This is a genomic window from Duganella sp. FT27W (assembly GCF_009295655.1).
GTDB classification, from domain to species: Bacteria; Pseudomonadota; Gammaproteobacteria; order Burkholderiales; family Burkholderiaceae_D; genus Rugamonas; species Rugamonas zoogloeoides.
Genome location: NZ_WHIV01000001.1, coordinates 1,149,497 through 1,170,293, shown reverse-complemented (window position 1 = coordinate 1,170,293; position 20,797 = coordinate 1,149,497). Strand labels below are relative to the sequence as shown.

At 66.7% G+C, this 20,797-nt stretch carries 14 protein-coding genes; 8 read left to right on the top strand and 6 right to left on the bottom strand.

Features of this window, described 5'->3' with window-relative positions; all coding sequences use genetic code 11:
- The first annotated feature begins 135 nt into the window (after nt 1–135).
- The 3 genes from F8197_RS04985 to F8197_RS04975 are packed head-to-tail and all read left to right on the top strand — an operon-like array spanning nt 136 to nt 4,873.
- Nucleotides 136–1,761: an acyl-CoA ligase (AMP-forming), exosortase A system-associated gene (locus F8197_RS04985; protein WP_152880438.1), complete on the top strand. Its 1,626-nt coding sequence runs from the start codon at nt 136–138 to the stop codon at nt 1,759–1,761.
- Nucleotides 1,758–3,011, top strand: a complete 1,254-nt coding sequence (locus F8197_RS04980; protein WP_152880436.1) for a pyridoxal-dependent decarboxylase, exosortase A system-associated — start codon at nt 1,758–1,760, stop codon at nt 3,009–3,011. Before F8197_RS04985 ends, F8197_RS04980 begins: the two co-directional genes overlap by 4 nt.
- The gene (locus F8197_RS04975; protein WP_152880434.1) at nt 3,008–4,873 is read left to right on the top strand and encodes an asparagine synthetase B; all 1,866 of its coding nucleotides are present in this window, start codon (nt 3,008–3,010) and stop codon (nt 4,871–4,873) included. The genes F8197_RS04980 and F8197_RS04975 overlap by 4 nt, the downstream gene beginning before the upstream one ends.
- Here F8197_RS04975 and F8197_RS04970 read toward each other — a convergent pair.
- Together F8197_RS04970 and F8197_RS04965 are read right to left on the bottom strand one after the other, a co-directional pair.
- Nucleotides 4,864–5,769 (bottom strand): polysaccharide deacetylase family protein, encoded by a 906-nt coding sequence (locus tag F8197_RS04970; protein WP_152880432.1) that lies wholly within the window; start codon nt 5,767–5,769, stop codon nt 4,864–4,866. The genes F8197_RS04975 and F8197_RS04970 overlap by 10 nt on opposite strands.
- Nucleotides 5,766–7,052, bottom strand: a complete 1,287-nt coding sequence (locus tag F8197_RS04965) for a putative O-glycosylation ligase, exosortase A system-associated (RefSeq protein WP_152880430.1) — start codon at nt 7,050–7,052, stop codon at nt 5,766–5,768. Before F8197_RS04965 ends, F8197_RS04970 begins: the two co-directional genes overlap by 4 nt.
- Nucleotides 7,053–7,164: 112 nt before the next feature.
- Between F8197_RS04965 and F8197_RS04960 the strand changes: the two genes are divergently transcribed.
- Genes F8197_RS04960 through F8197_RS04940 form a run of 5 tightly spaced genes read left to right on the top strand, consistent with a single transcriptional unit; the run spans nt 7,165 to nt 14,458 of the window.
- Nucleotides 7,165–9,246: a glycosyltransferase gene (locus F8197_RS04960; protein WP_227012070.1), complete on the top strand. Its 2,082-nt coding sequence runs from the start codon at nt 7,165–7,167 to the stop codon at nt 9,244–9,246.
- Nucleotides 9,230–10,690, top strand: coding sequence for a lipopolysaccharide biosynthesis protein (locus F8197_RS04955; protein WP_152880428.1), 1,461 nt, complete (start codon nt 9,230–9,232; stop codon nt 10,688–10,690). The genes F8197_RS04960 and F8197_RS04955 overlap by 17 nt, the downstream gene beginning before the upstream one ends.
- 15 nt (nt 10,691–10,705) lie before the next feature.
- The gene (locus F8197_RS04950) at nt 10,706–11,782 is read left to right on the top strand and encodes a glycosyltransferase family 4 protein (protein WP_193333333.1); all 1,077 of its coding nucleotides are present in this window, start codon (nt 10,706–10,708) and stop codon (nt 11,780–11,782) included.
- Nucleotides 11,772–13,259: an MBOAT family protein gene (locus F8197_RS04945; RefSeq protein WP_373996791.1), complete on the top strand. Its 1,488-nt coding sequence runs from the start codon at nt 11,772–11,774 to the stop codon at nt 13,257–13,259. The genes F8197_RS04950 and F8197_RS04945 overlap by 11 nt, the downstream gene beginning before the upstream one ends.
- Before the next feature lie 2 nt (nt 13,260–13,261).
- The gene (locus F8197_RS04940; protein WP_152880426.1) at nt 13,262–14,458 is read left to right on the top strand and encodes a hypothetical protein; all 1,197 of its coding nucleotides are present in this window, start codon (nt 13,262–13,264) and stop codon (nt 14,456–14,458) included.
- On the opposite strand, the gene F8197_RS04935 is transcribed toward F8197_RS04940, so the two are convergent.
- The 4 genes from F8197_RS04935 to F8197_RS04920 are packed head-to-tail and all read right to left on the bottom strand — an operon-like array spanning nt 14,436 to nt 20,796.
- Nucleotides 14,436–15,194: a class I SAM-dependent methyltransferase gene (locus F8197_RS04935; RefSeq protein WP_227012069.1), complete on the bottom strand. Its 759-nt coding sequence runs from the start codon at nt 15,192–15,194 to the stop codon at nt 14,436–14,438. The genes F8197_RS04940 and F8197_RS04935 overlap by 23 nt on opposite strands.
- Nucleotides 15,195–15,203: 9 nt before the next feature.
- Nucleotides 15,204–17,657 (bottom strand): glycosyltransferase, encoded by a 2,454-nt coding sequence (locus tag F8197_RS04930; RefSeq protein ID WP_152880424.1) that lies wholly within the window; start codon nt 17,655–17,657, stop codon nt 15,204–15,206.
- Nucleotides 17,654–18,862, bottom strand: a complete 1,209-nt coding sequence (locus F8197_RS04925) for a TIGR04063 family PEP-CTERM/XrtA system glycosyltransferase (RefSeq protein ID WP_152880422.1) — start codon at nt 18,860–18,862, stop codon at nt 17,654–17,656. The genes F8197_RS04930 and F8197_RS04925 overlap by 4 nt, the downstream gene beginning before the upstream one ends.
- The gene (locus tag F8197_RS04920; RefSeq protein ID WP_152880420.1) at nt 18,859–20,796 is read right to left on the bottom strand and encodes an XrtA/PEP-CTERM system amidotransferase; all 1,938 of its coding nucleotides are present in this window, start codon (nt 20,794–20,796) and stop codon (nt 18,859–18,861) included. Before F8197_RS04920 ends, F8197_RS04925 begins: the two co-directional genes overlap by 4 nt.
- Nucleotide 20,797 lies beyond the last annotated feature (1 nt).

Genomic DNA, 20,797 nt, shown 5'->3' with positions numbered 1-20,797 from the left:
ATTAGACACTGGCCCCGCCGCTTGTGGCTTGCGCCCGCACAAGCGGACTGGGCCTTTGATCTGTGTCAACAGCGCGCTGGCGATTTGTTTCGATCATGGAGGACTTGGAACCTTTCTCTCGACAGGACCGCCGCCATGACGCCAATCGTTCCGCAACTCGTGCCACAACTCTTGCATGATCTGATTTACCAATCCGCATACCGCATGCCGCAGCGCCACGCGCTGGCGCACGACGGCGACGTGCTGACTTACGATGTGCTGGCCGGCCAGGTAAAGGTGGCCGCAGATGCCTGGCTGGGTGCCGGCATGGCGCGCGGCGAACGGGTGGCCGTGTACCTGGAAAAGCGCGAAGAGGCCGTGGTGGCGATGTTCGGTGCGGCCGCAGCAGGCCTGGTGTTTGTGCCGATAAACCCGGTGCTCAAGACGGCGCAGGTCGTGCATATCCTGCGCGACTGCAATGTGCGGCTGCTGGTGACGTCGCCCGAACGCCTGGCCACGTTGGCCATGGACGGCGAACTGGCAAAGTGCGCCGATCTGCACACGGTGGTCCTGGCCGGTCCGCTGGCAGGCGTGGGGCCGGTGGAGGGCGTGCGCTTGCTGGGCTGGCAGGCGGCGATGCAGGGTTCCAGCCCGCGCGCGCCACATGCCGTGATCGACGCCGACATGGCGGCCATCCTGTACACGTCCGGCAGCACCGGCCGGCCCAAGGGCGTAGTGCTCTCGCACCGCAACCTGGTGGCGGGCGCGCTGAGCGTCTCCGCCTACCTGCACAATGTGCCCGAGGACCGCATCCTGTGCGTGCTCCCGCTCAGCTTTGACTATGGCCTGAGCCAGCTGACTACCGCGTTTGCCGTGGGTGCCTGCGCCGTGCTGCAAAACCACCTGCTGGTGCGCGACGTCATCGAGACCGTGGCGCGCGAGCGCATCACGGGGCTGGCGGCGGTGCCGCCGCTGTGGATCCAGCTGGCGGCGCTCGGATGGAGTAATGCCCGCCACCTGCGCTACATCACCAACTCGGGCGGCGTCATGCAGCGCAGTACCTTGCAGGCGCTGCAGGCGGCGCTGCCGCGCACCCGCGTGTACCTGATGTACGGCCTGACCGAAGCCTTCCGGTCCACGTACCTGCCGCCGGAGGAACTGGGGCGCCGGCCCGACTCCATCGGCAAGGCCATTCCCAACGCCGAGATCCTGGTGCTGCGGCCCGACGGCAGCCGCTGTGCGCCCGACGAGCCGGGAGAACTGGTCCATCGCGGTGCGCTGGTGTCGCTCGGGTACTGGAACGACCCGGCCCGCACTGCGCAACGCTTCCGGCCCTTGCGCGATCCAAGCGGCGGCCTGCCATTGCCGGACATGGCCGTGTGGTCGGGCGATACGGTGCGCGTCGATACCGAAGGATTTTTATACTTCATCGGCCGCAGCGACGACATGATCAAGACGTCCGGCTACCGCGTCAGCCCGTCCGAGGTCGAGGAAGTGGTGTACGACACCGGGCTGGTGGCCGAGGCGGTAGCGATCGGCATGCCGCATCCGCTGCTGGGCCAATCGATTGCGCTGGTGGTGTGCATCAAGGCAGACATCGACGCCGGAGAAACCGAACTGCTGGCCGCCTGCCGGCGCACGCTGCCTTCCTACATGGTGCCGTTGCAGATCGAGCTGCGCGACGAGCCGCTGCCGCGCAACCCCAACGGCAAGCTCGATCGGGTGTGCATCGCTACCGAGTTGGCCGCCGGCGTGCGCGCTGCCGAGCAGGTGGCCTCATGACCGCCGCCTTGCTGGACCAGTTTGCACCGGCCCGTCACGCGCCGCAGCGCCAGTTCCCGGTGCAGGAGGACAGCTTGCAGATCGGCGGCGTGGCCTTGTCCCGCCTGGCCGAGCGCGTGGGTCGTACGCCGTTCTACGCGTATGAACGCAGCCACATCGCTTCGCGCGTGGCGCTGCTGCGCAGCGAACTGCCAGCCGGGGTGCACCTGCATTACGCACTGAAGGCCAATCCGATGCCGGCCGTGGCACAATTGCTGGCAACGCTGGTGGACGGTTTCGACGTCGCTTCGGCCGGCGAGATGAAGACTGCTCTTGACACCGGTATGGCGCCGCACAGCATCAGCTTTGCCGGTCCCGGCAAGCGCGCGAGCGAATTGCGCAGTGCCGTCGCGGCCGGCGTGCTGATCCACCTCGAATCGGAGGAGGAGATGAACCGCGTGCTGGCTGCCGGCGACCTGCTGGGCATCACGCCACGGGTGGCGGTGCGGGTCAATCCCGATTTCGAACTCAAGCAAGCTGGCATGAAGATGGCCGGCGGCGCGCGCCAGTTCGGCGTCGATGCAGAAAAAGTACCGGCCATGCTGCGCCGGATGGCGCGCCTGGGGCTGGACTTTTACGGCTTCCACCTGTTCTGCGGTGCGCAAAACCTGTCGGCGGCGGCGATTTGCGAAGCCCAGCACGCCTGCGTGGTGTTGGGGCTCGAACTGGCCGAGCACGCACCGTCGCCGGTACGCGTGCTCAATATCGGCGGCGGCTTCGGTGTGCCGTATTTTCCGGGTGAGCGCCCGCTCGACTTGCACGCAGTGGCGCAGGGGCTGCATCCGCTGGTCGAATTGCTGCGCAGCGAGTGGACCGATACCCGGCTGGTGCTGGAACTGGGCCGCTACCTGGTGGCCGAGGCGGGCCTTTACGTGTGCCGGGTGATCGAGCGCAAGCTGTCGCATGGCCAGGTGTTCCTGGTCACGGACGGCGGCATGCACCACCACCTGGCGGCATCAGGCAATTTCGGCCAGGTGCTGCGCAAGAACTACCCGGTGGCGATCGGCAACCGCATCGCTGGCGACGCACGCGAGACGGTCACCGTGGTCGGCCCCCTGTGCACGCCGCTCGATCTGCTGGCCGACCGCATGGAGCTCGCGCGCGCCGAGCCGGGCGACCTGGTGGTGGTATTCCAGTCCGGTGCCTATGGTTTGACAGCCAGTCCCACGGCCTTTCTCGGCCATCCCGCCCCGCTGGAGGTGCTGGTATGAGCGGTTTGTGCGGCTTTTATGGCAGGGCGCAGGACGTTGTGGCGGAAGTCATAAGCGCGATGGGGAAGCGCCTGACCACCAGCGGCACGGAGCTCCATACGCTGCAAACGCCGTTCGGTGCGGTGGCAGTGGCGGCGCCGGACGGCGCCTGCCATCTGTACCGGCGCGAGGGCTTGCTGGTTGCGCTGTGGGGCAGGCCAATGCTGGGCGAACGCGCCGATCGCGTGGCCGAACGGTTGGCGCAGTTGTGGCAGACAAGTGGTCCGCAGGCCTGCCAGGCCCTGTCAGGCGCGTTCGCGCTGGCGATTGTCGATACCGTGGCCGGCCAGGTATGCCTGGCGGTGGACCGTTGCGGGTCGCTGCCGCTGCTGTACCAGCGCACGCCGCACGGGCTGTTGTTCGGATCGTCGGCGGCGGACTTGCTAAGCCATCCCGACGCCGCGCGCGCGGCCGATCCTCAGGCGCTATACCACTACCTGCACTTTCACATGATACCGGCGCCGCACACGGCGTTTGCCGGCCAGGCGCGGCTGCTGCCGGGCGAGTACCTGCTGTACCGGCACGGTAAAGCCACGCGCGCCAGCTACTGGCGTTTGCACTTCGACGAGCACAATCGCCCGCCGTTCGCCGGCCGGAAACAGGAATTTCGCGCCATCTTGCAGGACGCGGTGCGCGCGGCATCGGGCCAAGGCAAGGTGGGCGCTTTCCTCAGCGGCGGCACCGACAGCTCGACCCTGGCCGGCATCCTGGGCCAGGTGCGCGACGAGCGCCCCCAAACCTATTCGATCGGCTTCGACGTGCCGGGTTACGACGAAATGCAGTACGCGCGCCTGGCTGCCCATCATTTCGACACCGACCACCACGAATACTATGTCACCGCCGACGACGTGGTGGCAGCCGTGCCAAAGCTGGCGGCCGCCTGCGACCAGCCGTTCGCCAATGCGTCGCTGGTGCCCGCCTATTTTTGCGCGCGCATGGCCGCCGCCGATGGCGTTACCCGCATGATCGGCGGCGATGGCGGCGACGAGCTATTCGGCGGCAACGAGCGCTATGCGCGGCAGGCAGTGTTCGCTCGCTACGAGCAGTTGCCGTCGGCGTGCCGGCAGTTGCTGCTCGAGCCGCTGCTGTTCGGCGCCCTGGGCGGACTCGATGTGGCGCCGTTGCGCAAGGCGCGCAGCTACGTGGACCAGGCGCTGGTCAGCATGCCGGCCCGGCTGGAGACCTACAACCTGCTGCGCCGCTACGGCCCAAGCGAGGTGCTGACTACCGAATTTCTGGCGCGGATCGACACGTCGATGCCGCAAGCGGAACTCGACGCCTGCTACTGGCAGGCCGACGCGCTCGCGCAAATCAACCGCATGCAGGCGCTCGACATGCGTTTCACGCTGGCCGACAACGACCTGCCCAAGGTGCGCCAGGCATGCGAGCTGGCGGGGGTGGAAGTGGCGTTTCCGTTCCTGTCCGACGCCATGCTGGAATTCTCCGCCCGCCTGGCCCCGGAAGCCAAGCTGCTTGGCACGCAGTTGCGGCATTTTTTCAAGCAGGCGCTGGCCGATCACCTGCCGCGCGCCATCGTGCGCAAGCGCAAGCACGGTTTCGGCCTGCCGTTCGGCCACTGGCTGCAAGAGCATGCGGGTCTGCGTGCGCTGGCGTACGACAGCCTGAGCGACCTCAAATCGCGCCACATCGTGCGCGCCAGTTTCATCGATGCGCTGACCGGAAGGATGGTGCACGAGCATCCGGCGTATCACGGCACCATGGTGTGGGTGTTGATGATGCTGGAGCAGTGGCTGCGCGTGCAAAGCGCGCAGCGGGCGGAGGTTCCCGGCACCGCCCACGCGGCCCTGGCCGATCACTGCTGAGGGCTTGATCGGCGCCGGTTCATCATCAACCCCAATAAAAAACGCGGGCTGTCGGCCTGCCACGGCGTGTAGCGCGGCAGAAGCAGGCGGTCGGTGCCTGCGCGGGTAATGCCGGGGCTGGTGGTGACTGCGGCACGGAAACCCAGGTCGCGCAGCAGGGCGGGATGGCGAACGTCGAAGTCGGCGCCTGGCTTGCCGTTGGGGTAGGCGAACAAATCGACCGGGGCGCCGGTCAATTGCGCCAGGCGTTGGCGGTTTTCTGCGATGTCCTGGCGTGCTGCCGCATCGTTCAATGTGGCCAGGATCGGATGGCGGTGGGTATGGCCGCCGATGGTCATGCCGGCGCGGTGCAGTTGTGCGACCTGGTGCGAAGTCATCATCAACGGCGCTGCGCCGGGCGGCGCCAGCTGGTCGGCGATGGCCTGGCGCTCGCCGAACGGCCGGTACTTGAGTGCCGCCAGCATTTGCGCGATGGCCTGGCAGCGCTGGGCGGGCGTGTGCACGGGCAGCAGTCCCAGGCCGGCGCTGCCGCCGTCGAGCATGCCGGCTGGCACTTGCCGCACATGGTCGATGATGGCGTCGTTCCACATCCGGCCGCCGTCCAGGTAGGCGCTGGCGATAAAAAAAGTGGCGGACAAGCCCAGGTCTTGCAGGATCGGCAGCGCCAGTTCGGCGTTGTCGGCGTAGCCGTCGTCGAAGGTAATGGCCAGCGCGCGCGCGGGCAGGCGATGCTGGTCCAGCAGGTCGAGCGCCAGCGGCAGCGGCAGCACCCGGAACCAGCGCTTCACCAGCCGCAGCTGCCGGGCGAACGTGGCCTGGTCCGGTGTGCCGGGCAGCAGCGGATCGGCTGCCGGCAGCACGCGGTGGTACATCAGCAGCGACAGGTCTCCGGTCATCGGGCACGCTCCAGTGTGAGAGCAGGCGTCGGTAGTGCGGCAGGCGCCTGCGCGCGGTACCGCGCCACCTCGATACGGGTGGCAACCACCACCGCCATCAGGTAATACGGTACGTCGTAATACAACAGGCTGAGGAAGGCGCCACCGACAGCAAAACCGGCCAGGCTGGCCTGCATCATGCGGGCCAGGTGGCCGGCCCAGGCCAGGTCGGCGATACCTTCGCTGTGGCGCACGATCCACGAGGCGGAGCGCCAGGTTTGCCAACCCAGCAGCAGGTAGATGAACAGGCCCACAAAACCATGCTCGCCCAGCGCCTGGAAATAAATGCTGTGGGCGGCATGGATAGCCTTGGGATCGGGCGCGTACAGGAGGAATACGGACGCTTCGGAAACCTCGTAACCGCCGCCGAAGAAGCGGTCCTTGGCCAGGTTGTACGCCATGTGCCAGGCATTGATGCGGCCCAGGGCCGAGCCGTCGTTCTGGTAGTCGCCGATGCTGTCCATGCGTTCGCTCCAGCGCTCGGGCATGAACAGCAGCGCCAGCGGGGTGAGCAGCATGATCAGCATCCCGGTCACCAGCTTGTTGTGGCTTTGCAGCCACATGTAAATCACCATGGCGCCGATCGCCAGCAAGCCGCCGCGCGAGTAGGAACCCAATGCGGCCAGCGCCGACAACAGCATCATGACGGTCAGCGCATGCCACACCCAGCGCCGGTCGGTGGTCTGTTGCAGGTAGCGCATCAACGGGATGGTCATGATCAGGGCCAGCGCCAGCGAATTGTTGTCGCCGATGAAGGTGCCCACCGGCCCCCACACCCGGTCCTGGCCACCGCTGCGCACGGTAAAGATACCGCCTTTTACGCCGTAGAAGCCCAGCGACAAGGTCAGCACCCAGACCATGCGCTGGATATCTTCGCGGGTGCGGATCACCATCATGGTTACCAGGCTCATCAACATGATCTTCATGACTTTGCCCCATTGCACCATCGAGGCTTCGGGAAAAATGGCAAACAGCGTGGTCACGTTCATCCACAGGACAAAGGCGATCAGGGTGAAGGTGATGTTTGACGCAGGCAAGGTCTTCGGCTGGCGCGTGATGGCCACGCTGAACAGGGTGGCCACGCCGACGATCATGGCAAAGGGAAAGGTGGTGGCGAAGCCCCAGCCCTGGGTGTGCGGATTCATCACGCTGATCCAGACCCACATCAGCACGCCGTTGACGGGGGTACGGACGATCAACGGCAGGCTGGCAAACACGATCAGGGTGACAAGGATGTCGCGCATGGGGAGGGGCGGGCAGTCGTTGATGTGGCGCAAATGAGCGGTTGAGCCAGTCAGTACACTGCTTATTTCCGGTAAGTACGTCCGGCAATCTTAGAGCAGAGGAGCGGCGCCCTTGTTGACTGTTCTCATGGCGACTTATGATGGGGCTGCCACGCTGCCGCAGGTGCTGGCCGCCTACCAACGGTTGCGCTCACCCGCCCAGCCATGGCAACTGCTCGTCATCGACAATGGCAGCACCGACGACACGGCCGCGATTGTCGCCAGCCATGCCAATCGCCTGCCGCTGCGCCTGCTGCAAGAACCGCAACGGGGCAAGAACCGCGCCCTCAATACCGCCCTTGACGTCTTGCTGCCCACCGCGTCGGAAGGCGACCTGTTCATCTTCACCGACGACGACGTCAGCCCCGCACCCGACTGGTTGCAACAATGGGAAATGGTGGCACGCGAACAGCCCGACTACGCCGTATTCGGCGGCGCCATCACGCCCGATTGGGCGGTAACGCCTCCCGACTGGCTGCTGCGGCTGGCTCCGACCGGCCTGACCTACGGCCTGACCGCCGCCGATTTGCCGGAAGGCCCCGTGTTCCCCGGCCTGGTCTGGGGCGCCAATATGGCGGTGCGCGCAACGGTATTCCTGGCCGGCCACCGCTTCGAGGTCTCGGTGGGCCCGTCCGGCGGCGACTACGCGATGGGCAGTGAGACCGAGTTCGTGCGGCGAGTAGCGCTGGCCGGCCAGCGCAGCTGGCACAGCCCGGGGCCGCGCGTGGCTCACCATATCCGCACCCACCAGCTGCAACTCGATTATGTGCTGCAGAAAGCGCGCCGCTTCGGGCGCGGCAAGTACCGGCAGGACCGGCCCGGCATCTTCCCCGAGCTGGCCAGGGTGCCGCGCTGGATGTGTCGTCAATATCTGGCCGCACTGGGCAGCTGCGCGCTGGCCTGGTTGCGGCGTGACCGCGATACGGTGCTGCGCACGCGGTGGGACCTGGCCTACCTAAAAGGCTACGTCAGCGAGGCTTGGCGTGGTGGCCCTTCAGCGGCGCGGTCGGTACTGGTCACCAGTTATTCCGGCGAGTTCGGTGGCATGGAATTGCGCATGGCGCAGGAGGTACGCTATCTGCAGCAGAACGGCCATGCGGCCACGCTGGCGCTGCGCCCGTTCGCGGGCCTCGACGCCTGGTCACAGCGCCTGGCGGCCGAGCAGATCGGCGTTGCCGTCTTCGATCCGCCCGACTTTCTCGAGCATTGGCTGGCACGACGCCGGCAACTGTGGCGCGCCCGCTGGCTGGCAGCGGGTCGCATGAAGGCCTTCAGGGCCAACTTGGTCCATGTCGCATTTTGCTGGACCAATTACGGCGCCTCGGTGTTGTGGCTGGCGGCGCACTGCGGCTTGCCTACCGTGATCAGCGTCCACAACGCTTTTCCGCCGGCCACGTTCGGCCGCTGGCAGCACCCGCTTCTGGTGCAGGCATTTGCCGGCGTGCGCGGCGTGTACGCGGTCTCGACATCGGCCATGGAGCATTTTCTGGCGATCTACCAGCCTTATCTTCCACGCGGTGTACGGCTGGCCGTGATCCCCAACCCCGTCGACACGGTGCGCTTTCGGCCCAGTGCAGCCGCCCGCCGCATCGCGCGGCTGCGCTGGGGCCTGCCGCACGACGCGCTGGTGCTCGGCTCGGTGGCGCGCCTGTCGCCGCAAAAGCAGCCGGAGTCCGTCCTGGCCCTGTTTGGCATGCTGCGCAAGCGTTTTCCCGACCTGTGCCTGGTGCTGGCCGGGCAGGGGCCGTTGGAAGCTTCGCTGCGGGCACAAGCGGCACGCATGGGGCTGGCCGGGCAGGTCGTATTCACCGGCTTTGTCGATGATGTGGCCGCCTTGATGCCGGCTTTCGACCTGCACCTGCTGCTCAGCCGCAACGAGGGCTTCGGCATCGCCACGGTGGAGGCAATGGCGTGCGGCGTGCCGGTGGTGGCGACCGATGTGCCGGGCAATGCCGACGTGCTGCGCGGCAGCGCGGCCGGTTTGCTGGTGGCGCTCGGCAATCTCAAACCGGCGGTACCGGCCATCGCCGCCTTGCTGGGCGATCCGGCGCGCCGCGCCCGCATGGGGGCACAAGGACGGGCCGAAGCGCAAGCACGTTACAGCGTGGACGTGGTGGGTCAGCTGGTGCGGGATTTTTATGCCGATCTCGCTTGATAACGCTAGCGCCGGCCGCACGCGCCTGTCGTTCCTGGCGTCGTTCTCGGAAAAATACACGCTGCTGCTGCTCAATACTGCAGGCGCAATGGTGCTGGCGCGCCTGCTGACGCCGGCGGATGTGGGCCTGTACGCGATCGGCGCGGTGTTGGCCGGGCTGGTCCAGGTGGTGCGCGACTTCGGCGTGGGCGCTTATCTGGTGCAGGAAAAGCAGATCGATCGCGCCAAGTTGCGCGCCGCGCTCGGCATGAGCATGCTGGTGGGCTGGCTGCTGGCCGCGCTGGTGTTTGCCGCCGGCCCGCTGGCGGCCTGGTTTTACCGCGAACCACGGCTGCAAACGGTGGTGCAGCTGCTGGCCGTGAATTTTGTTTTGTTGCCGTTCAGCGCGCTCGCCTTGCCTTGCCTGCGGCGGCAATTGCGGTTCGCGGCCATCTTTGCCATCAACCTGAGCCAGACGGTGGCGCAACTAATGTGCGGCGTCTGGCTGGCCTGGTTGGGATTCGGGTATTTGAGCCTGGTGTGGGGCGCACTGGCCGGCGCTGCGGCAGGCGTGCTGGCCAGCCTGTGCTGCCGGCCAGCCCAGTTACCGTGGCTACCAGGCTGGCGCGGCATCGGCGCGATCTGGCGCTTCGGTTCGGTGGCCACGGGCGGCACGGTGATCGACGAGGCGGGTGTGGCCGCGCCAGACCTCGTGATCGGCAAGCTGATCGGCGTGGCCGAGGTGGGCATTTTCGGCAAGGCGATGGGTGTGATCAATGTGTTCAACCAGCTGGTGACGGCGGCGGTGTCGCCGGTAATCTTTCCGTTGTACGCGGCGCGCGCGCGGCAGGGGGCCGACATGCGCGCCGCATACTTGACTACTGCCAGCTATGTCACCGCGCTGGCCTGGCCGTTCTTTGGCTTCGTGGCGCTGTTGGCGCCGGCGATCGTGCGGGCGCTGTACGGCGACCAGTGGGACGCGGCAACGCCGTTGATACGCGTGATCTGCATCGGCGCGGCGCTCTACAGCGTGTTCGGCATGGCGCGCTACCTGCTGGTGGCCATGGGCGAAGTAGGCGCCCAGGCCCGCCTCGACGCGACGGCCGTACCGCTGCGGATTGCTGCGGTGTTGCTGGCGGCGCCGTTCGGACTGCTGTGGGTGGCGTGGGCGGTGGTGGCGGGCGCGGTATTTCGCAGCTGGCTCACGTATCGGGCGCTGCACCGGCTTTGCGGTGTGCGGTGGCAGCCATTGCTGGTGGCGGTGCGCAAGAGCGCGGCAATCGCGCTGGTGTGCCTGGCGGGACCGGCGCTGGCGGCACTGACCGTCGACGTCACCTGGCTGCAATTGCCGGCCGCCGCCGCCAGTTGCGCGGTGCTGTGGTTGCTGGCGATAGTGCTGGTCCGGCACGAGCTGGCCGATGAATGCCGCAATGCCGGCCGCAAGGTGCTGGCCTGGCGGCACTAACGTCAAAGGATGATTATGCGTGTCGGTCTGCTGTCGTATCCCATGTTGTTCCAGCGCGAAGGCGGTTTGCAGGTGCAGTTGCGCGCCACGCTCGACGCCCTGGTGCAGGCCGGCGTGCAAGCGGAACTGGTGGACCCGCACCGGCACCGGCTCGACGAGTACGACGTGATCCACGTGTTCTCGGCCATCAATGGCAACTATCGCATCGTCGAGACAGCGGCGGAGATGGGGGTGCCGGTGGTGCTCTCGGCGCTGGTGCCGCCGGCCTGGGACCGATCGAGCGGCGCGTGCGCCCGGTTTGCCGACCGCCTGGCGGGACGCCTCACCGCCTGGAACGTCCAAACCAGCTATGCCCAGACCAAGCGCGCCTTGCAACTGGCGCAACGGGTGATCGCGCTCGGCACCGCCGAGCGCACCGCCATCGTCGCAGCGTTTCGCACCGATCCGCACAAGATCCGGGTGCTGCCCAACGGCGTGGACCGGCGCTTCTTCGAGGCCGATTCCGGCTTGTTCCGCCGCCACACGGGGATCGGCGGACCGTTCGTGCTGATGGCGGGCGCCATCTCCCCGTATAAGAACCAGCTGGCGCTGGCGCAGGCGTTGGGCAGTGCGGGTATCAACGTGGTGCTGGCCGGCTGCGCCCAGCCGCAGCACCGCGACTACCTGCGGCAATTGCTGGACTGTCCCAACGTGCACTGGCTGGGCGCGCTGGCGCATGACAACCCGCTGCTGGCAAGCGCCTACGCCGCTGCTGCCGCCTTGGCGTTGCCCAGCCAGGGCGAGGTGTTTCCGCTGGTGGTGCTCGAAGCGCTGGCCGCCGGCACCCCGGCAGTGATGACGCGCGCCAGCGCGCTCCAGTTGCCGGACAGCGGTTTCGCCCTGCGCCAGCTGCGTGCCGACGACATGCCGGCCTGGCGCGCGGCGCTCGATGGCTTTATCAACTGCCCACCGGAGCGGGCGGCGGTGAGCGCGCTGGTGGAGCAGTTCACCTGGCGTCGGGTGGCGCAGCAATTGACCGATTGTTACGCCGGGCTGCTCGCAGAGGTGAGCGAAAATTCGCCCGTCTTGCAGGCAGAGCGCCGTGCTGTTTAATTCGTTCAGCTTCCTGTTCCTGTACCTGCCGGTGGTGCTGGCCGGCTACCTGCTGCTGGCGCGCTGGCGGCCGCAGTGGATCGTCGGCTGGCTGGCGCTGGTGTCGCTGTTTTTCTATGGCTACTGGGACAGCCGCTACCTGCCGTTGCTGCTGGTGTCCATTGTCTTCAACTACTGGTGCGGCTTACGCATCCTTGCGGCGCAGGCGCGCCGCAAGCAGTGGCTGATCGGTGCACTGGCGGCCAACCTGGCGCTGCTGGCGTACTATAAATATGCCAATTTTTTTATCGACAGCGTCAACGCGGTGAGCGGCGGCCATCTACAGGGCTGGCAGATCATCCTGCCCATCGGTATCTCGTTTTTTACCTTTACCCAGGTTGCCTTCCTGGTCGATTGCTATCGCGGGCTGGCTGGCGAATACCGGTTCGTGCATTACACGCTGTTCGTCAGCTACTTTCCGCACCTGATCGCCGGGCCGGTCCTGCATCACAAGGAAATGATGCCGCAATTCGTTACCCGCTGCCGGCCCAATGCCGCCGATTTCGCGGTGGGGACGTCGATCTTCGTCATTGGACTGGCCAAGAAGGTGTTATTGGCCGATCCGCTGTCGGTGCTCGTGGCGCCCGTGTTCGCGCCGGGCGCTGAGCCGCAACTGGTCGAGGCGTGGATTGGCGCGCTGGCTTACACCATGCAGCTGTACTTCGATTTTTCCGGCTACTCGGACATGGCGATCGGTTTGTCGCGCCTGTTCGGCGTGCGACTGCCGCTCAATTTCCATTCGCCTTACCAGGCTCGCGACATCGCCGAATTCTGGCGCCGCTGGCACATGACCTTGTCGCGTTTCCTGCGCGACTACCTGTACGTGCCGCTGGGCGGCAACCGCGCCGGCTTGTTACGCCGCTACTGCAACCTGATGGCAACCATGCTCATCGGCGGCCTCTGGCACGGCGCCGGCTGGACTTTCGTGGTGTGGGGCGGTCTGCACGGCCTGTTTCTGGTGCTGCACCACGGCTGGCGATCGTGGACTGGTGCACGGACGCCGTGCTGGTGGGGACGGGCGCTGACGTTCTTGGCGGTGGTGCTGGCTTGGGTGGTGTTTCGCGCGCCGGACCTGGCCACCGCCGCCGACATCATTGGCGCCATGTTCGGCGCCAATGGCATCGCGCTGCCGCGCGGGCTGGCGGCATATGGCGGCAGTGTGCAGTCCATCGATGTGACGTTTTCAGGGATCCGCTGGATCGATTTCAGCGGCATCGGCGTACCGACCCTGGTTGTTGCCTGCGTGCTGGCCTGGTATGCACCAAATACCCAGCAGATTTTCCGCCGCTACGGGCCGGCCCTGGAGCGGTTCGCCGGTTCCGCCGGCCGTTGGCACTGGCGGCCAAACCGCGCCTGGAGCCTCGGGCTGGCAGCGTTGTTCCTCGGTTGCGCGTTCAGCATGAACCGCGTCAGCGAATTCCTCTACTTCCAGTTCTGACCATGGCCAACCATTCCGCTGCCCACTGGCGCCGTTACCTGGCGCTGTTCGGCCTCACCTCGGCCGGCGTGATCGCGGCGGTGGCTGCGTTCAACTACCAGGTCGATCCCTACCTGATCCACCAGTGGAATACGCCCCAGGTGCAGCAACTGCGGCCCGGGCGCGAAAAGCTGGCTGCGTGGGGCAAGACCTATGCGCTGGCGCGCTACCGGCCGCAGGTGCTCTATGCGGGCAATTCGCGCACCGAACTGGGCGTACCCACGGTTGCCGCACCGCTGACCGGCCGCACCGTCTTCAACGGCGGCCTGGCCGGCGCCTCGCTCGGCGACTCGCTGGCAATGGTGTCGCATGCGCTGCAAGTGGGCCCGCCGGCGACCGTGATATGGGGCATCGACGCGCCAACCTTCACGCTGGAAGTGGGCAACACCGAGTTTGATCGCGAAGTGGTCGCCACCGATCGCTGGTACCTGTGGCGCCGCAAGCTGATCGACCTCAAACGCGCGGTGACCGCCGACATGACGTTAGATTCGATACGCCTGCAGCGCGGCACCTTCGGCGCCGTGTGTCATTCCAGTCTGGCCTTGTACGGCCAGCGAGACGCCGTGTGCGTGCGCGACCGCATCAATGGCTGGGGCGGCACGCGCGGCGCAGTTATGCCCCGAATACGTGAATTCATCCGGGGACCGGGACCGACCAGCGATGCTCTGGCCGAGTTTGACAAGGTTGTCGGGAGTGCGTGTCGGGCCGGGGTGCAGGTGCGTGCGTACATCAACCCCACCCACGCGATGATGGCCGACGCGCTATATCGCAACGACAAATGGCCAGCCGTGGAACAATGGCAGCGCCAGCTGGCCGACATGTTCCAGCGCCACCGCGATAGTGGTTGCGACGCCCGGATTGTCGATTTTTCGGGTTTTAACAGCATCACCATGGAGCCGGTACCGCAGGCGGGCGGGCCCGAGACCATGACCTGGTACTGGGAAACCTCGCACTACCGCACCAACGTCGGGGCCCTGATTTTGGCGCGCCTGCTGGAAGGCGAAGTGGCAGCGTACCCGGAATTCGGCGTGGAACTGGCGCCGCAGACGGTGGCGCTGCACCAGGCCAGGCAGCGCGCCGGACTGGCACGCTATCATGCGGAGCATGCGCTGCAAGCGAGAATGGTGCTAGACCTGGTCAAGGCATCTGCGGCGCGGTAAGCATGGCGCAGCCTTTTTCGCACGGCCGCGACGACTGCACCAAGGCCGGAAACTCCGCAGCCCAACGCTGCAGCGCCGCCTGCTCGTCGGGCCGGTTGGCGTCGTCGAGCAATACCATCGCCCCTGGCGCGAGGCGTGGGAACAGCAGCGGCGCGGCCGGATAGCGCGTCAGCGCATGCGTGGCCTGGGGTGGGCCGTCGATCACCAGCAAGTCGATGGCGATATCTTGCGGCAGGGCTGCCAGGTCGTACCATGGCCAGTTGTCAGCTCCCAGCGGGTGCGCCACCAGCGGCGCGTCGAGCACCGTGGCCCAGTCTTGCAGGCCGTGGCGCAGCAACTGCGCACGGGTTTGGCGCGCATAGTCGGCGTCATGCTCGAGGCTATAGAGTTTGCCGCTGCCATTGCGCTGCAGGCTGCGCGCGATCACCACGGTCGAAACGCCGCTGCTGCATTCGACCACCAACCTTGGTCGCGCCGAGCGCACCTGGCGCGCCACCTCCAGCAGGAAGTCCGGCGAACCGGCCCACCCCCGCGTGGGCGGCAGGCTGTGCTCGAGCTGTAATTCCACGTACAGCCCCTGCAAGGCCTCCAGCTGGCGAAACAGCCTGTCATGGCCGCCGCGTACATCGTCACGCACGTCGTGCAGCAGCAAGTGCACCCGGCGCAGCTTGTACAACAGGTAGAGTGGCAACAGCAATGGCAGTGCCAGCACGGCGAGATAAACAATCATGAGCATGGCGGTCCCTTAATGTTGTGCCACGTGGCTGACCACGTAGCGGTGCTTGCCCGACGCCTCGGCGGGAATCGCGTTCACCGGCTCGATCACGATCTCGACCCCGGCGCCCAGTCGGGCATGGAACTTGGCGGCGATATCCTGCTTGAGTGACAGCGGTAACTGGGGCGTGGCCACCACCAGGATGCGCGTGCGGACCACGCTTTCCTGGATGATCTTGAAGGCGCGGATCTGCGCCAGGTCGCGCAGGATGTAGATCAGCGCCAGACCGTGCATCACGGTGCCGTCGCGGGCCACCACGAAATCGGTGGTGCGGCCCTCGATGCTTTTGAGGAGCGGCAGGCCGCGTCCGCACGGACAGGCGCGGGTATCGAGCGCGCCGATGTCGCCGGTCGCGTAGCGGATGAACGGGAAATCGGCGCTGGCCAGGTGGGTGACGACGATCGCACCGCTGTCGCCGTCCGGCACCGGTTGCCCCTGCTGATCGACGATCTCGATGATGATGTCTTCGGCCGCGATATGCAGCCCGCCCTCCGGGCATTCATGCGCCAGGAAACCGGCATCGCGCCCGCCGTAGCCATTGGCGACCGGCGCACCGAAAGCGGCAGCCAGCAGCGCACGCTGTTCTTCGTACAGGCGCTCCGCTGTGGCGAACACCACCTTGATGCCGAGATCGTCGAGCCGCACCCGGCGTTGGCGTGCATGGCGCGCCAACAGGCACATCACCGAGGGATAGCCGAACAACATCGCCGGCCGCTGCCGGCGCAAACTGGCGAGATACGTGTCGAGCCGTGCGGGCGACAGGTCGAATGCCGGCAGCAGACGGGTGCGCAGCAGCCGGTCGCGCCAAGCGCGCCAATAGTCTTGCGCTTTCAGTTCGATGGGCGAGCCCCACATCACCGCTTCGCGGTCGCCGATATCGACACCCCACCAGCGCGTGGCGCGCCACTTGGCCGCAACGTCGTGACTCACCCGCGCTTTGCCGACATGGAAAATCAGCGGCTCGCCGCTCGAACCGCCAGTGGTCATGCTTTGCAGGGTGCCGCTGTCGCGCGTGCAAAAATCTTTGCGATGGTCGTTGATGTCGGCCTTGCGCAGGATCGGCAGACAGCGCAGGTCGCGCCGATGCTGGACTTTGCCAGGATCGAAGCCGCGTTGCGTGAACACCTGGCGATAGTACGGCGAGTGTTCGCCCGCATGGCGCAGCAAGTCCTGCAGGCGGCGCAACTGCAACGCTTCGAGATCGCGTGCCGGCCACCATTGCGAACGTTCGAGTTCATGCAGCAGCCGGTGGCTGTCGTGGCGCTTGAACCATTCCTGCAACGGAAACAGGCGCCGCGCCACCCAGTCGGTGTAACCGGACGATGGCGGCCGCTTGAGCACTCGGCGATATTGCGCGGACAGCAGCGGCGCCACCTGCGTCCACGCGTGGCGTTGCGCCTGCAACGCACCGGCGGCGGCCAGCCGGCGGGCGCCGTCGGCATCGGTCAGCAGCGTCACCATGGCGTCCGCCATCGCCGCACTGTCGCCCGGCGCCACCAGCAGGCCGTCTTCGCCATGATGCACCAGGTACGGTATGCCGCCCACGCGCGTGCTCACCACCGGCACGCCGCTGGCCCAGGCTTCGAGGATCGAATTGGGCATATTGTCGGCCAGGCTGGGATTGAGCAGCAGGTCGGCCTGCCGGTACAAATGCGCCATCTGTTCGTGGCTGGTCCTGCCGGCAAAGCGCACGGCGTGGGCTACGCCCAACTCCACGGCGAGTTGGCGCAAGCGCTCCAGCTCCGGGCCTTCGCCGCACAGCGTCACGCACGCGTGCGGCACGGCGGGCAGCAGCAGCGCCAGCGCGCGCAAGGCGCTGGCATTGTCGTACAGCGCTTCCAGGTGCCGTGCAACCAGGATGTGGGCGCGTGGTTTGTCAGAATTGCCGGCCGGGTGGAAGCGGGCCAGGTCCACCACGTTGGGCACGATGGCCACTGCCAGGCCATGCTGGCGGAACAGGCCAGCCAGGAACTCGGATGGCACGACCAGTGCATCGGCGCGCCGCAAGCTGGGGACGACCAGCGCCGCCTGGCGGGCGAAAAAAGCGTGCGCCTCGCCGCCTCGATAGTTGACCAATACACCGGCGCCGCGCAAACGGCCGATCCAGATCGCCGGCGCCGCGCACAAGTGCCACGACCAGCCGGAATGGGCCATCACGTGCAGCAGTTGGGCGCGGCCGCCGGCGCGCCACAGGCGCCGCAGGTAGCCGGGCAGTCGCACCAGCGCGCGCACGCCCCGTATGTTGGCCACCCAGCGCGGGTGCGGCGGGTTTACCTGCACCAGTTCCACCTCGGCGCCGGCATCGCGCAGCAACGCTGCCAGTTGCACGGTCTGGTTGGCGATGCCGCCGGCGGGTGGCGGCAGCGGCCCGACCAGGGCGATGCGAAGGCCGGCAAAGCCCGGTATTTGATGGCGGCCTGTCATCGTGGCGCCAACTGCTGGTACACCGCGCGATAACGCGCCACGCTGGCCGGCCAGTTGCGCTGCTGCTCGACAAAGGCGCGGGCCTGCAGCCGCATCATCGGCCAGGTGTCGGGCTGGCGCAGCAGGCGCACCACCTGGGCGGCCAGGGCGTCGGCATCGCCGGCGCGGAACAGCAGGCCGGTTTTGCCATCCTCGATCAATTCGCGGTGACCGCCGACGTTGGAAGCCACCACCAGCCGGTGCTGGGCCATCGCTTCCAGCGGCTTGAGGGGTGTGACCAGGTCGGTCAGCCGCATCGGCAGGCGCGGATACACCATGATGTCGATCAGCGCATAGTAGCCAGCGATCCGTTCATGCTCGACGCGGCCCGCAAATGTCACGCGGTGTTCGATTCCGAGTTGTGCGCTGCGTGCGCGTAGCGTCTCCTCCTGTGGGCCGCCGCCGACCAGCAGCAGGTGCAGTGACGGCACGCTGGCCAGCATCTTCGGCAGTGATTCGATCAGCTGCCCCAGTCCTTCGTAGGCATAAAACGAGCCGATAAAGCCGATCACCAGTTTTCCCGTCAGTCCCAGCTGGTGTGCCAGCATGCCGGCTGCTGTTGGCACCGCAGTGAACTGATCGAGGTCCACCGCGTTGGGTACTACGGTCACCCTGGCGGCCGGCACGCCGCGCGCGACGATGTCCGCGCGCAGACCCTCGCAGATGGTGGTGATCGCATCGACGCGCCGCAGCAGGTAGTTGTCGAGCGCACGCGTGAGGCGGTAGCGCAGGCCGCCGGCCGGACTGGTGCCGTGATCGGCGGCTGCGTCTTCCCAGAAGGCGCGGATTTCGTACACCACCGGGATTCCCATCGCACGGCCGACCCGCAGCGCGGCCAGCGCATTGAGCCCGGGCGAATGGGCGTGCAGCACGTCGGGCCGTTCCCTTTGCACCACCTGCCGCAGGCGCCGGGACAGTCCCACAACCAGGCCCACCTGGCGCAGGACCGGCAGTCGCGTCCACCAAGTGGCAAGTTCCCGGGTGCGATAGAAGTTCCAGCCGTCCACCAGGTGCTCACCGCCGCTGCCCCCCTGGCGGGCGCTCGTCAACTGGCTGGTGTGCCAGCCCAGCGCGCGCTGGTGCTGCAAAATGGCTGCGGTGCGGAACGTGTAGCCGCTATGGAGCGGCAGTGAATGGTCGAGGATGTGAAGGATACGCCAGCTCATGCCGCCTGCCTTTGCCGGCCGCTGGTGGGCGCAGCTGCCGTCTGGCGCAGGAACGATTCGAACATCATCAGCGACCATAATGGCGCACTGTGGTCGCTGCGGCCCGACAGGTGCCGAGCCAGCAGCTCGCGCACGCCGGCGGGATCGAACCAGCCGCAATCGGCCAGCAGCGGACTGTCCAGGCTTGCCTGCAAGCGCGCGCGCAGCGGCCCGCGCATCCAGTCGGCCAGCGGCACCGAAAAGCCCATCTTGCGGCGGTACAGCACATCGTGCGGCAGGTACGGCCCCAGTGCGCGCTTGAACAAATGCTTGCCGCTGTCGCCGTGCAGCTTGAATGCCGGCGGCAGTCCCGATAACCATTCCACCAGTTGATGGTCGAGCAGCGGCGAGCGCACTTCGAGTCCGTGCGCCATGCTGGCGCGATCGACCTTGGTCAGAATGTCGCCGGGCAGATAGGTTTTGAGGTCGAGGTATTGCACCATCGACAGCGCGTCTTGTGCGGGGCTGTTGGCCGCATGCCGACGCATGACCTCGACCGCGTGGTAACCGCCCAGCGCGTTGTGCAGCGCAGGGCTGAACAGGCGTTGGCGCTGGGTGTCGTTCATGATCGCCACCGTGTGGAAATAGGCTTCCACGCTGTCGCGCGCCAGCGCCTGCAGGGTGGTCTTGGCGCGTAACGGACGCGGGGCCCAGTCGGCCTTGGGGTACAGCCGACCCAGGGCGCCTAACAGTGGCTGGCGCAATCCCAGCGGCAGCATCGACCGCCAGCGCTCCTCGCGCAGGTGGCCGCGATAGCGCCGGTAGCCGGCCAGGTTTTCGTCGCCGCCGTCGCCCGACAGCGCCACCGTTACCCGCTGGCGCGCCAGCTGGCAGACGCGATAAGTGGGGAGCGCGGAACTGTCGGCGAATGGTTCGTCGTACAGGCCCGCCAGTTGGTCCACCAGGTCGACATCGTGCTGGCGTACGGTCTGGCAATGGTGGCGGGTCTGGTAGCGCTGCGCCACCATGTGAGCGTAGGGCGACTCATCGAAGCGGGCGTCGTCGAAACCGATCGAGCAGGTGTTGACCGGTTGCGAAGACAGCTGCGCCATCATCGCCACCACCGCGCTGGAGTCGACGCCGCCGGACAGGAAAGCCCCCAGCGGCACCTCGGCCACCATGCGAATATGCACCGCTTCGCGCAGCCGTGCCAGCAATTCTTCTTCGCAGTGCAACGCGTAATTGGCATCGGTGGCGACCGGATGCACGCGGAACGGCACATCCCAGTAGCGCCGGGGCGCTGGTGGTTCGAAGCCTTTGCGCAGCAGCAGGGTGTGGCCGGGTTCAAGCTTGCGGATCTGGCGGAAGATCGTGCGCGGCTCCGCCACGTAGCCGTAGGCGAAATACTCTTCGATCGCCAGCGGGTCGAGTTCGCGCCGCAGGCCGGCATGCAGCAGCAGCGCTTTCATCTCGGAGGCAAACACCACCTGGCCATCGGCCAGGCACGCATAGTGCAACGGCTTGACGCCGAGGCGATCGCGCGCCAGGAACACGCACTGCTGCTTGCGGTCCCACACGGCAAACGCGAACATGCCGCGAAAATGCCCGACGCAGGCTTCGCCCCATTGCTCCCAGGCGTGGACGATCACTTCGGTATCGCAATGGGTGCGGAAAATATGCCCATACTGCTCCAGCGTTCGCTTGAGCACCGCGAAGTTATAGATCTCGCCGTTGAACACCACGGCCACCGTGTGGTTTTCGTTGAACAACGGCTGCTGGCCACCGGCCAGGTCGATAATCGCCAGGCGCCGGTGGCCCAGGCCCAGCCCCGGTTCGTGGTGCACGCCGCGCCCGTCCGGGCCCCGGTGGCGCTGGATGTCGGTCATTTGCCGCAGCAGTTCGGTGTCGATCTCGGCGTGACGGTACAGGTCGAAAATTCCGGCAATCGCACACATG

Coding starts and splice junctions, on each gene's coding strand:
- F8197_RS04985 (WP_152880438.1), top strand. CDS start 136: ATGACGCCAATCGTTCCGCAACTCGTGCCACAACTCTTGCATGATCTG.
- F8197_RS04965 (WP_152880430.1), bottom strand. CDS start 7,052: ATGCGCGACATCCTTGTCACCCTGATCGTGTTTGCCAGCCTGCCGTTG.
- F8197_RS04930 (WP_152880424.1), bottom strand. CDS start 17,657: ATGACAGGCCGCCATCAAATACCGGGCTTTGCCGGCCTTCGCATCGCC.
- F8197_RS04925 (WP_152880422.1), bottom strand. CDS start 18,862: ATGAGCTGGCGTATCCTTCACATCCTCGACCATTCACTGCCGCTCCAT.
- F8197_RS04935 (WP_227012069.1), bottom strand. CDS start 15,194: ATGCTCATGATTGTTTATCTCGCCGTGCTGGCACTGCCATTGCTGTTG.
- F8197_RS04975 (WP_152880434.1), top strand. CDS start 3,008: ATGAGCGGTTTGTGCGGCTTTTATGGCAGGGCGCAGGACGTTGTGGCG.
- F8197_RS04950 (WP_193333333.1), top strand. CDS start 10,706: ATGCGTGTCGGTCTGCTGTCGTATCCCATGTTGTTCCAGCGCGAAGGC.
- F8197_RS04970 (WP_152880432.1), bottom strand. CDS start 5,769: ATGACCGGAGACCTGTCGCTGCTGATGTACCACCGCGTGCTGCCGGCA.
- F8197_RS04980 (WP_152880436.1), top strand. CDS start 1,758: ATGACCGCCGCCTTGCTGGACCAGTTTGCACCGGCCCGTCACGCGCCG.
- F8197_RS04920 (WP_152880420.1), bottom strand. CDS start 20,796: ATGTGTGCGATTGCCGGAATTTTCGACCTGTACCGTCACGCCGAGATC.
- F8197_RS04955 (WP_152880428.1), top strand. CDS start 9,230: ATGCCGATCTCGCTTGATAACGCTAGCGCCGGCCGCACGCGCCTGTCG.
- F8197_RS04940 (WP_152880426.1), top strand. CDS start 13,262: ATGGCCAACCATTCCGCTGCCCACTGGCGCCGTTACCTGGCGCTGTTC.